A 12,708-nucleotide genomic window follows, 5' to 3' on the forward strand; every position below is an offset into this window, starting at 1 on the left:
GGGCGGGGGTGGGCGCGGTCCCGGGCGGCGGCGATCAGGGTTCGGTGTTGCCGTGGGTCGTGGCACTGGCCCCGTTGGTGGTGCTCATCGCCTGCAGCACGGTCTGGCCGACCCGGACCCTGACGGTCGGTGGCGCCGGGATCGGCGTCCTGGTGGGCGCTGTGCTGCTCAGTGTCGGGCGCCCAGCCGGCCAGGCACTGATACTCGGCGCGCTGTACGGACTCACCTGCACCGCCACGGCCCTGTCGTTCCGCTTCTCGGTGTGGGTGCTCGACGTCGTCACGCAACTGGAGCGCACCCGGGACGTGCAGGCGCGGCTCGCCGTCGCCGAGGAACGGCTCCGCTTCGCCCGCGACCTGCACGACGTCATGGGCCGCAACCTCTCGACGATCGCGGTCAAAGGTCAGCTGGCCGCCGAGCTGGTGCGGCGGGGGCGGGCCGAGGCGGCAGAGGAGGTGGCCGACATCAGCCGGATCGCCGACGAGTCCCTGCGGGAGATGCGCGGTGTCGTCGGCGGCTACCGCAGCGCCAGCCTCCCCGGCGAGCTGGCCGGCGCCCGCTCCGTGCTCCGCGCCGCCGGCGTGTCCTGCACGGTGAGCGGCGACGAGGAGGCCGCCCTGCTCCCGGCAGCGGTCCAGGTCGCGCTCGGTTGGGTGGTGCGGGAGGCGGTGACCAACGTGCTGCGGCACAGCCGGGCGACGACGTGCGCCATCACCTTGAGCTCCGCCGCTGGTGAGACGGAGCTCCGGGTGGTCAACGACGGCGCGGTCGAGCAGGCGGACCGTCGCTGGGGAAACGGGCTGACCGGTGTCGCCGAGCGGCTCGACGGCACGGGCGGCCGGCTCGCGACCGTCCGGGACGACGGCCGGTTCGAGCTGACCGCGACCCTGCCCGTGGCGGTGCCAGCATGATCCGCGTCCTGCTCGCCGACGACGAGAACCTGATCCGCACCGCGCTGGCCGCCCTCCTCGCGCTGGAGGACGACCTCGACGTCGTCGCCGAGGCCGCCTCCGGAGCCGAGGCGCTGGCCATGGCCCGGGCCCACCACCCCGACGTCGCCGTCCTGGACCTGCAGATGCCCGGCCGCGACGGCATCTCCATCGCCGCAGAGCTCACCACCACCCTGCCGGGGTGCGCGACGATCATCGTCACCGGCCACGGCCGGGCAGGGCACCTGAAACGGGCCCTGACGGCCGGCGTCCGCGGCTTCCTCCCCAAGACCGTCAACGCCGCCGTCCTCACCGACGTCGTCCGCACCGTCCACCGCGGCGGCAGGTATGTCGACCCACAACTGGCCGCCGAGGCGATCAGCGCCGGCGACAGCCCACTCACCCCCCGCGAGGCCGACGTGCTCGAACTCGCCGCCGGCGGAGCGCCGGTCGAGGAGATCGCCGCCCGCGCCCACCTCTCGCCCGGGACCGTGCGCAACTACCTGTCCGCGGCGGCCGCGAAGCTGGGCGCACCCAATCGGCACGCCGCCGTCGACATCGCACGTCGTCATGGATGGGTCTGAGATGTCTCGGTAGAGGACTACTCAGCGGGCGGCTGGAGACCTGTCCCGCCGCTGGCCCAGGAGGCCACCGGCATCTGGGGTGGTCGATCGGCGGAGTGACCCTTTCGACCGCGCAGGAGGCGCCAGTTCGCACCAGTCGCGTGAGGTCCCCGTCGGCCGTGAGGACCTCCCCGCGCTCGGGCTGGCGTCGGTCCCGTGGTCGCAGATCGGCGAGCACTGCGTGACGGGTGTCGAGCCGGAGGTTCGCGGCGATCGAGCGGGGCCGGCGTTGCCACGGGTAGCAGCGGATCTGACAGGCGAGCTCGCCGACCACCACCGCGACGATGTTCGGAGTGAGGTCGCGCAGCTGTCGGACCATGGTCCAGACCAGCCGCTCAGCAGGTGCAGCAGCAACGCCAGGGCGTCGTCGTCCCGGCCTCCGTCAACCGCCGCGAGGCGGACGAGAGCCGCGAGGACGGCGTCGCTTCGCTGGTGGTCACTGCACGCGGAACAGGCGTCGACGACGACGTCTGGGTGGGTTACGGCGACTCGCCCTTCCTCCGTTGGGATGAGAGCACCGCCTGTACCTCGGCGGCGACGTTGGGCGCGAGCGACCATCGCCTTCAGCAATCCACAAGCGGGGGGCGCGCGATGGGGAAATGGCAAGGTCCATTTGCTGGCCTTCAGCAGCTGCTTGGCGTGTGGGCCCTTGCCATTCTGATCGCCGCCCTGACGACCGTGGTCGCCGCTGTGACGTGGATGCGCGCCGGACGGGACCGACGGTCGGAGATTGAGTCGGCACTGACCGCGTTCGGAGTAGCCGGCCGTCAGGCCGCTCGTGGCTTTTCGGCACGCATCAGTGGTGTCCGCCAGTCGGCCCTGCGGCAGGCTTCTGCCAAACTGCAGATCTTGCCGCGGCGACCCGGAGCGTAGGTCCCGCGGCCCCGACGCGTCGGCCTGGAGCCCCGAGTGAGGCCGACCTTGACCGGCTCGCTAAGCACTGTCAGAAGGCGCGCGGGCGGCGTGGCCCGACTTGCTCCGGGCAGCGCGTAGTACGGAGCACCATCAACGTCCTCCCCGTGTTGCCCCCGGACGAGCGGCGTTCAGGCAGCGTGCGGAGTTGTAACACTTGGCCGGCCGGTCGCGACGGCGAGCTTGCCTGTCGCCAGGGTTGCGACCTCCGCCGCAACTTCGCTGTCAGCCATCGCGGCGATGTGCGCCAGCGCCTCGGCGTAGGCCCGCTCGATGGCCGCTAGGTGCTCGGCGGTGCCATAGGGGTCCGCGGCGGATTCGACGCCGCCGGGATCGTTGGCGTCGTCGGCGATGGGCTCCACGGCCACATTGGGGCCGACGGCCTCACTGGGGGTCATGCAACTCCCTATCGGCACCCGACGGCTTCCGACGCACTACAACCCCCGCTCGTCCTTTAGCGGGTGCACGGCGAGATCGGCCCAACCCCGCCGGCCGAGCACCACGGCCACTCCTACCGGCGCAACCCCGCGGCGACTACCGTCGCCGCGTCAGGACCGGGCCCCGCTGAACGCAGGGCGGGGCAACTGCTCCTCTTGACACGTGCTGGTCATCCGCATCACCGGGGCAGTGACCCTGCAGGACCAGTCCCTCGCGACCTGGTGCGACGAGCACGCCGGACAGGACTTCGGTCTGTCCGCAGGTCATCTGCAGAACGTGCTCGGAGGCTTCGAGTCGATGTCCCTCTCCGTGGCAGCCGTGGCCACCCGGCTCCTCGGAGCCCGGATCTGGCTCCAGCCGGAGGTCGTCGATCGGGCTGCCAGCCTCGTTGACCAGCGGTACAGCGAGGCCACGACGAACCGGGACGTGAAGCCGTGATGATCTACGACGAGGCCATCACCTGGTTCGACCGGAGGCCATCCACCCCGGTGGAGCTGGACACGGACCAGCAGACCCCCTTCGGTCCGCTGGACGAGCTGCTGCGCCAGGCCGTTGTCACAGTGGCGGGCCAGCTGGGCATCGACCTGCGCCTTGAGTCGGTGGACGTCCGGCTGCGCACCATCGTCGGCCGCAGAGGTCCGGAGGTCGACGGGCTCCTCACGTCTGACGGGGCCGAGCTCCTGGTCTGGCTGCCCGCGAACGTCACGGTCGAGCTGCCGACTGCCGGGCGGTCGCCGCTGACCCTGACCGGCCCGGACGGTGTGCGCTTCACCCTCGACGCTGAAGAAGACCCGGCCACCGGCTTCGTCTGGCTGGCGCTCCTGCCGATCGACCTCATCCCGGCCGACACCTTCTCCGCCGACCTCTGACCATGCCCGGCATGGCGACGCCATGCAAGGCATGACGGCGACGACGCGCGCCTGGACGACCCTCCCCGCCCGGTGATCACCTCGTGCATGATCACTGCGCGAAGTAATCGAACATACGTCCCGCGTCTCTGCTTGACTGCAGTTGTGCAGGTCAGCCGCCGATGAGTTCCTTGAGCGGGTGCGGATCGGTGTCAACGGCTTGCTGCAGTAGTCGGTAGAAGAGCATTCCTCGTGCTCTGGACGTTCGCCGGTTGAAGCGGAACGTGAATGCGTCGAGGTAGTACGGCAGATGCTGGCGGCTGATTCGGTAGTGCAACGTGCCGGCGGTCCAGCGCTTGAGCAGCGAGGACACCAGGTGCGGCCCGGGCATCACGGCGTCAAGCCCGCCATGCTGGCCATGCCGGTTCGATCGGGTCACCCGCTTGATTCGACCATGCGTTGCAGGACCGACTTCTCCAGGCGCTGGCCGAGGAGACAGCCCCCGGACTCTGAGCAGCGCGCCGCGCTGATCGTGACCTCGCTGTTGATGGCGCGAACTCGCCACCCACGCCCGGCACGGCGGGCCGCCCGAGTAGCCACGCACTCCGTTGAGCAACAACCTGAAGGAGAACCCCCCGGCGCTGGCTGTCCCTCGAGGGCAGGCGCCGATCTCGAACTGAGGAGAGCGAGATGGCAGCAGCAGAGCTGACGGACGACGGGCGGGCCCGCGTGCTCACCGATGGCAACCAGATCCCGCTGCTTGCGCTGGGCGTGTGGCAGGTGCCCGACGGGCCGGAGTGCGAGGACGCAGTGCGGTGGGCGCTGGAGGCCGGCTACCGCCACATCGACACCGCGCAGTCCTACGGCAACGAGGGCAGCGTCGGCCGCGCCCTGCGCGACAGCGGCCTGTCACGCCAGGACGTCTTCCTCACGACCAAGTTCCACCCGGGACGCCGCGACCCGGCGGCGGAGCTGCAGCGGAGCCTCGAACTCCTGGGCGTGGAATCGGTCGACCTCTACATCGTCCACTGGCCGCAGGGCGGCCCGACGCGGGCGTGGGAGGGGATGCAACGCGCCCGCGACAGCGGGCACGCGCGCTCGATCGGCGTCTCGAACTTCGGCGTGTCCGACATCGAAGCCGTGCTCGGGGTCGCCGATGCGCCGCCCGTCATCAACCAGGTCCAGTTCAGCCCCTTCGAGTTCCGGCGCGGCCTGTTGGAGTCGTGCGAGCGCCGGGGCGTGGTGCTGGAGGCCTACAGCCCGCTAGGCACCGGCCGCCATCTAGGCGATCGGCAGGTGGCCGGCATCGCTGAGCACCTGGGACGTACGCCGGCCCAGGTGCTGATCCGCTGGTCGCTGCAGCGCGGCCTCGTCGTGCTGCCGAAGTCGACCCACCGCGAGCGCATCGAGGAGAACGCGCAGGTCTTCGACTTCGAGCTGTCCGACGAGGACATGACCGCGCTGGACGGGCTCGACCGCACCGGAGCAACCGACCGGGCCTTGGAGCGGCCCTGGTGGTGAGCTGAAATTTCGAGTTCCCCCTGACTCCTCACTGTCAGAGGATCAGGGGCTCGGTCGCACGATCTCACGCCGGCAGGGAGGGCCGACCGGGTCCGCGGTCGAGCGGCCACTCCCTCACATCTCGCTCCTCTCGGTCAAGCAGCGGGGGACACGTCGCCCACGGTCCTCGGCGACATCCCGTACGCCTCGAACGGGGCGTCACAGTCGCCGGCAGCAAACGGCCAGACGGCTTGCTGAACCGCTCGCGGCACATGGGAGGTGGCCGAAAGGGACAGGGTAGCTTCGCGGCGCCGACGGGTGCTGCATGCGTAATGGCCGGCCCGCGGGCGGAGGGAGGGGCCGGTGCGCGCGACGGAGCTGGGGAGCGGCCACGCACAGCCGCGGCCGACGCGCATGGGTCGAGTGCGGGCAAGGCTGGCCCGGGTGGTGCGGACGCCGCACCCGGCTCAGGTCGGCGTGGTGGCCTTTGGGGTGGCCGTGTTGGCGGTGACGGCGCTGCTGATGCTGCCGGTCGCTGCCGAGCCGGGACAGATGACGACCTTTCGGCAGGCGTTGTTCACGGCGACCTCCGCGGTGTGCGTGACGGGTCTGGCTGTGGTGGACACTGCCAGCCACTGGTCGTCTTTCGGCGAAGTCGTCGTCCTTGTCGGCATCCAGGCCGGCGGCTTCGGGATCATGACATTGGCGTCGTTGCTGGGGCTGGCTGCCTCCCGGCGCCTCGGTCTGCGCACTCGGCTGCTGACCAGCTGGGAGACCAAGGCTGAGGGGCTCGGCGACGTCCGTCGCGTTCTGCGTAGCGTCGCGCGGACCACGTTCCTGGTCGAGGGGTTGGTCGCGCTCGCTCTGACGGCGAGGTTCTGGCTCGGGCACGACCAGACATTCGGCGACGCGGTCTACAGCGGGGTGTTCCACGCCGTCTCGTCGTTCAACAACGCGGGCTTCTCCCTGTACAGCGACAATTTGATGTCTTTCGCCTCCGACCCGTTCGTGTGCTTGCCGATCGCGGTGGCCGTCGTGCTGGGCGGGCTGGGTTTCCCGGTGCTGTTCGAGCTCCGACGCGAGCTGACGTCGCCGAGGCAGTGGTCGTTGCACACCAAGACGACGCTGCTGACCTACGCCGTGCTGCTGCTCGGCGGCGCCGTGGTGATCGGGGCCTTCGAGTGGACCAATCCTGGCACCCTGGGCCCGCTCAGCGTGCCCGGCAAGCTGCTCGCCAGCTTCTTCCAGGGTGGCGTCCAGCCTCGAACGGCCGGCTTCAACTCCGTGGACATCGCCGCCATGCAGCCGCAGAGCCTGCTGGTGCAAGACGTGCTCATGTTCATCGGCGGCGGCAGCGCGAGCACCGCCGGCGGAATCAAGGTCACCACGTTCATGGTGCTGTTCTTCGCCATCGTGGCCGAAACGCGCGGCGATCCCCACGTCGACGCCCTCGGCCGGGAGATCAGATCACCCGTGTTGCGGCAGGCGCTCACCGTGGCGCTGCTCGGCGTCGCCCTGGTCGTGACCGGGACCCTCATTCTGCTCGCGGTCTCCGGGCTACCCCTGGATCAGGTGCTGTACGAGACCGTCTCGGCGTTCGCCACCGTTGGGCTCTCCACCGGGATCACTGCTGACCTGCCCTCCACCGGGCAGTACGTTCTGATCGTGCTCATGTTCTTGGGCCGAACCGGCCCGGTCACCCTGGCCACCGCCCTGGTCCTGCGTGAACGGCGCCGCCTGTTCCGACAGCCAGAGGAGCGGATGCTCGTTGGGTAAGAACCACGAAGACAGCGTCCTCGTCGTGGGACTGGGGCGGTTCGGCAGCTCGATCTCCACGACCCTGGAACGCCTGGGGCACGAGGTCCTGGCCGTCGACGCCAACCTGGAGCTGGTGCAGGAGTGGTCCACCCGGCTCCGGCACGTCACCCAGGTCGACGCCACCAGCGAGGATGCGATGCGACAACTGGGCGCCGATCAGTTCGACATCGCCGTGGTCGGCATCGGGGACGACATCGAGGCCAGCCTGCTCAGCACGGGCGTCCTGCTCGACCTGGGACTGCGGGAGGTGTGGGCCAAGGCCATCACGCCGGCACACGGACGCATCCTCGAGCGAAGCGGCGCCAATCACGTCATCTACCCGGAGCGAGACGCCGGCGAGCGCACCGCTCATCTCCTGTCCGGTCGCTTGATCGACTACATCGAATTCGACGACGGCTTCGCTATCGTCAAGATGAAGGCGCCGCGAGAGGCGCTTGGCAAGACGCTCGGCGAATCGGCCCTGCGCAGCAAGTACGGCGTCACGATCATCGGCGTCAAGCGCGGCGGTGAGGACTTCGCCCATGCCGTACCCGACACCATCGTCAAGGACAACGACCTGCTCATCGTGTCCGGCGCCAGCCACCTCATCGAGAAGTTCGCAGCCGAAGCCTGCTGACGCGCCGAGCTCTCCCCCCGCGACCCCCATGCCGAGGTGCGGCGACCGCCCGCCGCAACGACGCGGCGCACGTGTTCGGCGCAGGGCAGGTCGGGTAGCGGGAACCGACCCAGGATCTCAGCCTCCGGTCGGGACCTCAACCCCCGGTTGCCGCGCCACCAGGCGGTTCTCGATCCCCGCGTGCAGCTGGCGGGCCAGCTCTCGGGCGTCGGCGCGGGCCCGGTCCGCTCGGGCGGTCGAAGAGTCGGCGGTTGCGGGGCCGGTGGGCCCGACAGCAGTGTCAGGTCCGGGCAAGGCGGTGGTCAGGCGGACGGTGAAACCGGTCGGGCTGCGGAACGCCTCGAAGGTGTCGCAGGCCTGCCGGGCTACCCAGAGGCCGGCCCCGGCGGGCAAAGAGCCATTGCCGGGCGGGATGTAGCCGGCCAGTGGATTGTCGAATCCCTGCCCGCAATCGGTGACCGTGGCCTCTAGCCGGATAGGTGTTGTCCACAGCCGGACGGTGATCGGCGGGGCGCCGTGCCGGAAGGCGTTGCCGAGCACTTCGGTGACCGCGGCGGCGAAGCGGCCGCGCGGGTGCTCGCGCCCATCCGCGCCGTCCAGCGCGGCCCGCACCCGCGCGCGCAGCTCCGGCAGCCGGGTGGCGTCGGCCAGGTCGGCCAGGACCAGGGTGGGAGGACTGTCCGACACGATGTTCCCCGGGGTGGTCGCGGTCCGGCGGAGCACGGTCGCGGGCTCAAGGTAGCGGTCGTTGACCACGAGACCACCGGGGGTCAGCAGCGCGGGGTGGGTCTCCTTGACCCCGTCCAGCATCGCGTCGGAAATCTCATGTCGGTCGTAGGCGCACACGGCTGACAGTGGCATCGCGTCCATCGCGACGTTGAAGACCGCCTCGTAGCGGTGCCACTGCGCCCACTGCTGCGGGCGCTGGTCGAGCGGAAGGGCGCCGACCAGCCGGATCCCCGGGACGCCTGCGGCCACCTGGCCGTGCAGCATCCGGCGGTACGCGGCGAGTGCGTGCGCGTTGCCGGAGTAGATGTCCTCATGAGGCAGCCGGAGGATGCGGCCGTCGTCACCGAGCGCCCGGGCCAGCAGCGCGTTGTGGTCCTCCGCGCAGGCCAGCACCGCCATCTCCCCGGCAGCCAGCCCGTCGGCGAGAAACGGCACGGCTGCGGCCGCCAGCGATCCGGAAGGCGCGGGTCGCGTCGTCCAACCGCCAGCAGCCGCCGGCGTCCAGGTGCGCCACCTCAGCCAGATCCAGCCACAACACCCGTGAAGCGCTGCGACTGGCTGCGGCGAGCACGGCCTGGAAGACGTCGATGCTGGTGCCATCGACCTCCCCGTGCAGGGCCAGTCCGTCTAGGTCACGGGTGGTGCCGAAGCTGGCCTGGCGCACACCGGACCGGTGGACCGAGACGGTGTCCTCCAGCTGCGTCCCAGCGGTGCCCGCCTGCGGGTACTGGCACAGCGTGTGCACCGGCCGGGTCCGAACGAGCTCGTCCATCTGCTGCTCGACGACCCGGTGAGCGGCCGGGGACAGCACGGTCAGCGCCACCCGCCGCTCGGCCGACATCCGCACCCCGGCGAACCCCTCGGCAAGCGCGCGCTCCACAACTGCGGCGTGGCCCTCGGTGGCGTAGAAGTCCGCCGCCGGTGGCACCGCCAGTCGTCCATCGCGGACGGCCGCGGCCACGTCGACCCCGCATGCCTCCAGCGCCGGCGCCAGCGAGTCCTCGGGCAGCCGCGGCAGCTCGGTACAGATGACCTTCTCACCCAGGTCCAGACCGCGGCACACCCAGGCGGCCAGACTGGCCAGCCGTTCTTCCTCGGTCCGGTGCAGCTGCAGGACGTGCTCGCCGCACTCGGTGCCGGGAACCGCCCCGACAGTGCTCACCGACGAAACGCTACGCGCCGCCGCGCGTGCACGGCAGTCCGACTGGGCAGGTCCCTGCACGCTCGTCAGAAGGCGCTCCGGAGCGGGGTTCGAGTCATCGGCCGAGCCGCACCGCGCTCCGCGTCCCGAACTGACTCCTGTCTATCGGGCATGACGCTGATGCCTCAAGGGCGACACATGCTGCCCGACGTCGTAGACATCGCGCGCCCACCGGGTCGGCGCCGCGGCTTCGCACCGCCGACCAGGAGCCGCGTGCGGTGCACCGCGGCCGGGACCGCCAGGTCATCCGCACGACCGCCGAGCTGACCCTGTTTAGCCGGGCTTGTCCGTGCCATGGTGCGTTGTGAGCACCCAGGGCGGCGGCGACCCGACTCAACGGGGGCAGCCTTCCGCGCAGGACACCGGCACCACGGTCGACCTGGACGACCTGGCCCGGCGACTGGCCGAGGCCGCGCGCGGGTTGCAGCAGCAGACCGACCCTCAGCAGGTGTTGGACCGCGTCGTGAACCTGGCGGTGGCCATGGTCCCCGGTGCCGACGAAGCCACGATCACCATGGTCCGCGCCCGTCGCCACGTCTACTCAGCGGCGGCCACGGGAGACCTGGCCAGGTGGTTCGACGTCCTCCAGAACGAGACCGGTGATGGGCCGTGCCTGGATGCCATGTGGAAACAGCAGACGACCCGGGTCGACCACCTGGCCATCGACCCCCGTTGGCCCGTCCTCGGCCCCCGCGCCGCTGAGCGGGGGGTGGGCAGCATGTTGTGCCTACAACTGTTCGTTCACGAGGACACGTTGGGCGCGCTGGACCTGCTCGCACACGCGAAGTCAGCCTTCACCGACGAGTCCGAGCACATCGGGTTGCTGCTCGCCAGCCACGCCGCCATCGCCGTCGCCGACGCCCAGAAGTTGGGGCACGCAGCCCTGGCCTTGGTCAACCGGGACATCATCGGGCAGGCCAAGGGCATCCTGATGGAGCGGTTCCAGCTCACCGCGGATCAGGCGTTCGACGTGCTGGCCAAGGTCAGCCAGGACACCAACCGCAAGCTGCACGTGGTCGCCGAGGACCTCACCCGCACAGGGACGCTCGACCGCTGACCGTCCGTCGGTCACGACCACCAGGACACGCTGTAGCCAGGCCGAGGTCCAGCAGGCGCGCCTTTGCCACGAAGCCCGCGCGCGCCGTCGCGCTGTCACACACTGAGGTGTGTGATTCGGCGCCGGGCCGAGACCACAGTGGTGCTCTGCTGGACGCGCGCCGGTGCCAAGAACTCCGGTCAGCGCAACAACATCCCTGCCCGATACCACCGGCACGAGCGAGCGGTCATCGGGGCCTGCTGGTGGTCAGGCCGGCCGGAGGCCGGGAGTCGGCAAGCCGGCATCGACGCCGGTGCGGGCGGCGGTCACTCGGCAGCCGGGCCGACAGTGCGCCGCGTCAGGTCGCGTCGCGCACTGCAGATCTTGTTGTTCCTGTTGACACGTGCTGGTCCAGCAGCATGCCGAGCAGCAGGGCCAGCGGGTCGCGGCCGAGCAGCTCGTCGGCGGCGTCGTCCTGGGCGATCCGGATCGTCGGCACGCCCGAGATGGTGCCGTACCCCGGTCCGGGTGCACTCACCTGCTGCAGCGCGGTCCGTCGATGGACGGCGCGCTCGACGGACGATCCCGGCCGCTAGAGCCCCCGCGACAACCGCTCGAGCAGCCCGTCCAGCTGCTCCTCCCGCTCCCGCTCCGACAGATCCCGCAGAGGGCCCTGCAGGCAGAGCACGGCCAACCCGTGCACCGCCGCCCAGCACGTGACGTCGGCGCCGGGACGTCGCTCGGCGGGTAGCACTCCGGTGGTGACCAGTTCGTCGAGCATGGTGGAGAGCACCCCGTAGGGGCCCTGCCCGGGTGCGCCGTCCTTCGGCCGGGCGCAGGCGAAGGCCGTGGCGAACAGCCCCGGCTCGGCGAGCGCGAAGTGCACGTACTCCCGGCCCACCGCCCGCAGCCGCGCGGAAGCCGGCTCACCGCGGTCGTCATCGGGGAGGTCGGCCAGCCGGTCCCGCATCCGCTGCTCCAGTTCGGCCATGGCTCGCTCGGAGACCTCCGCGAGCAGATCGTCGCGGTCGGCGAAGTGACGGTAGGCGGCGTTGTGCGAGACCCCGGTGCGGCGGGCGGCGTCGCGCAGCACGACGGCGTCGGCGCCGCCGGCGCGGGCCTGGTCGACGGCGGTGGCGATCAGCGCGGCCCGGAGGTTGCCGTGGTGGTAGGGACGTGCGGCGCCGGGACCTTCGAGCATGTTGACAGTGTCCACCACTCGTGTTGTGGTGTGCATGTTGCCGGTGTCCACATCGCGTGGGCACCCTCGGAGCCGTCCGGGGCGCCACCGACAGGAGGACCACTATGAGCAGGACAGGACTCAGCGGCCGGATGACCGCCGAGGCACCGCCCGGGACGGTCGCCTTCCTCATCGGCATGCGGATCAACCGGCCGTGGAAGATCCGGCAGTGGCTGCCGGTCGCCACGGCGATGCCCCGGATGCTCCAGGAACTGGCCGCGCGTCCCGACCTCGGCCTGCTCGCCCACCGCACCTACGTCAGCGGGCGCACGGTGCTCACCCTGCAGTACTGGCGCAGCGCCGAACACCTCGACCGCTACGCCCGCGCCCGGGACCACGCCCACCTGCCCGCCTGGCGGGAGTTCAACCGGCGGGTCCGGGACAACGGCGACGTCGGCATCTTCCACGAGACCTTCGTCGTGGACCGCCACGAGACCGTCTACGTCAACATGCCCGGGGACTTCGGTCTCGGCGGCGCCACCAGCCTGGTGCCTCTGGCCGCCCGCGGACAGCGCGCGGCCCACCGGCTGGACCCATCGGTGCCCGACGTCCCCGCGGTCGCCCCCTACTGACCGGCGCCGCTCAGGACCGCAGGCGGGCCCGGGGCGCCGGCTCGATCCCGAGGCCCCACTGCCGGGCGCCATCGGCAGCCGGGCCTGCGGCAGTGGCAGGGGTCGGGCAGCCATCGCCCGGCCCGCACCACCGGACCAGATGAGCGACCCCGGGCTCCTCCAGCGGTCGGCCGTCGACGGGTGCCGGACGGCGCTCGTCGTCGTCGACGAGCGGGTGACCGGTCCCTCGCCGTGGGAGCTGTCCGC

The 12,708-nt window shown here is 71.0% G+C and carries 15 protein-coding genes and 1 pseudogene; 10 read left to right on the forward strand and 6 right to left on the reverse strand.

From position 1 onward, the window contains the following. From FHL80_RS11800 to FHL80_RS25495, 3 genes are all read left to right on the forward strand, one after another. Window positions 1-911: sensor histidine kinase (locus tag FHL80_RS11800; RefSeq protein ID WP_138733613.1), on the forward strand; the 911-nt coding region annotated here is incomplete at its 5' end. Then, entirely contained in the window at window positions 908-1,513 is a 606-nt protein-coding gene (locus tag FHL80_RS11805; protein ID WP_138733614.1) for a response regulator transcription factor, read from the forward strand. The genes FHL80_RS11800 and FHL80_RS11805, both read left to right, overlap by 4 nt. A 381-nt stretch (window positions 1,514-1,894) precedes the next feature. Further along, window positions 1,895-2,425 carry a hypothetical protein gene (locus FHL80_RS25495; protein ID WP_216870647.1) on the forward strand — a complete coding sequence of 177 codons (531 nt, stop codon included), beginning with the start codon at window positions 1,895-1,897 and terminating at the stop codon, window positions 2,423-2,425. Window positions 2,426-2,595: 170 nt separating this feature from the next. On the opposite strand, the gene FHL80_RS11815 is transcribed toward FHL80_RS25495, so the two are convergent. Further along, on the reverse strand, window positions 2,596-2,862 hold the full coding sequence (locus FHL80_RS11815) for a hypothetical protein (protein WP_138733615.1): 267 nt from the start codon (window positions 2,860-2,862) through the stop codon (window positions 2,596-2,598). A 202-nt stretch (window positions 2,863-3,064) separates the two neighbouring features. Between FHL80_RS11815 and FHL80_RS11820 the strand changes: the two genes are divergently transcribed. Both FHL80_RS11820 and FHL80_RS11825 read left to right on the forward strand, forming a co-directional pair. After that, window positions 3,065-3,340, forward strand: coding sequence for a hypothetical protein (locus FHL80_RS11820; protein WP_138733616.1), 276 nt, complete (start codon window positions 3,065-3,067; stop codon window positions 3,338-3,340). Further along, a complete protein-coding gene (locus FHL80_RS11825) occupies window positions 3,337-3,771 on the forward strand; it encodes a hypothetical protein (RefSeq protein ID WP_138733617.1) in 435 nt (144 codons plus the stop codon). Before FHL80_RS11820 ends, FHL80_RS11825 begins: the two co-directional genes overlap by 4 nt. 151 nt (window positions 3,772-3,922) lie before the next feature. Here the strand turns inward: FHL80_RS11825 and FHL80_RS27215 are convergent. Continuing rightward, window positions 3,923-4,141: pseudogene (locus FHL80_RS27215) on the reverse strand (IS1595 family transposase); the annotation flags it as partial. Between the two features lie 299 nt (window positions 4,142-4,440). Here FHL80_RS27215 and FHL80_RS11835 point away from each other — a divergent pair. The 3 genes from FHL80_RS11835 (at window position 4,441) to FHL80_RS11845 (ending at window position 7,684) form a co-directional block, all read left to right on the forward strand. Then, on the forward strand, window positions 4,441-5,271 hold the full coding sequence (locus FHL80_RS11835) for an aldo/keto reductase (RefSeq protein WP_138733618.1): 831 nt from the start codon (window positions 4,441-4,443) through the stop codon (window positions 5,269-5,271). Window positions 5,272-5,613: 342 nt separating this feature from the next. Next, window positions 5,614-7,026 carry a TrkH family potassium uptake protein gene (locus FHL80_RS11840; protein WP_216870648.1) on the forward strand — a complete coding sequence of 471 codons (1,413 nt, stop codon included), beginning with the start codon at window positions 5,614-5,616 and terminating at the stop codon, window positions 7,024-7,026. Further along, on the forward strand, window positions 7,019-7,684 hold the full coding sequence (locus FHL80_RS11845; protein WP_138733619.1) for a potassium channel family protein: 666 nt from the start codon (window positions 7,019-7,021) through the stop codon (window positions 7,682-7,684). Before FHL80_RS11840 ends, FHL80_RS11845 begins: the two co-directional genes overlap by 8 nt. 117 nt (window positions 7,685-7,801) lie before the next feature. Here the strand turns inward: FHL80_RS11845 and FHL80_RS11850 are convergent, their stop codons facing one another. Both FHL80_RS11850 and FHL80_RS11855 read right to left on the reverse strand, forming a co-directional pair. Continuing rightward, complete coding sequence (locus tag FHL80_RS11850; RefSeq protein WP_216870649.1) at window positions 7,802-8,848, reverse strand: sensor histidine kinase; 1,047 nt, start codon at window positions 8,846-8,848, stop codon at window positions 7,802-7,804. Continuing rightward, window positions 8,754-9,575, reverse strand: coding sequence for an MEDS domain-containing protein (locus FHL80_RS11855; protein ID WP_216870650.1), 822 nt, complete (start codon window positions 9,573-9,575; stop codon window positions 8,754-8,756). Before FHL80_RS11855 ends, FHL80_RS11850 begins: the two co-directional genes overlap by 95 nt. Window positions 9,576-9,918: 343 nt before the next feature. Here FHL80_RS11855 and FHL80_RS11860 point away from each other — a divergent pair, with 343 nt between their 5' ends. Further along, the gene (locus FHL80_RS11860; RefSeq protein WP_138733621.1) at window positions 9,919-10,671 is read left to right on the forward strand and encodes a GAF and ANTAR domain-containing protein; all 753 of its coding nucleotides are present in this window, start codon (window positions 9,919-9,921) and stop codon (window positions 10,669-10,671) included. A gap of 337 nt (window positions 10,672-11,008) precedes the next feature. Here FHL80_RS11860 and FHL80_RS26240 read toward each other — a convergent pair whose 3' ends face one another. Both FHL80_RS26240 and FHL80_RS11870 read right to left on the reverse strand, forming a co-directional pair. Further along, a complete protein-coding gene (locus FHL80_RS26240) occupies window positions 11,009-11,188 on the reverse strand; it encodes a hypothetical protein (RefSeq protein WP_246078627.1) in 180 nt (59 codons plus the stop codon). A 54-nt stretch (window positions 11,189-11,242) separates the two neighbouring features. After that, window positions 11,243-11,851 (reverse strand): TetR/AcrR family transcriptional regulator, encoded by a 609-nt coding sequence (locus tag FHL80_RS11870; RefSeq protein WP_138733622.1) that lies wholly within the window; start codon window positions 11,849-11,851, stop codon window positions 11,243-11,245. 104 nt (window positions 11,852-11,955) lie between these two features. Between FHL80_RS11870 and FHL80_RS11875 the strand changes: the two genes are divergently transcribed. After that, on the forward strand, window positions 11,956-12,462 hold the full coding sequence (locus FHL80_RS11875; RefSeq protein ID WP_138733623.1) for a DUF4188 domain-containing protein: 507 nt from the start codon (window positions 11,956-11,958) through the stop codon (window positions 12,460-12,462). The last annotated feature ends 246 nt before the right edge of the window (window positions 12,463-12,708 follow it).

The organism is Modestobacter excelsi (genome assembly GCF_005930495.1).
GTDB lineage: Bacteria > Actinomycetota > Actinomycetes > Mycobacteriales > Geodermatophilaceae > Modestobacter > Modestobacter excelsi.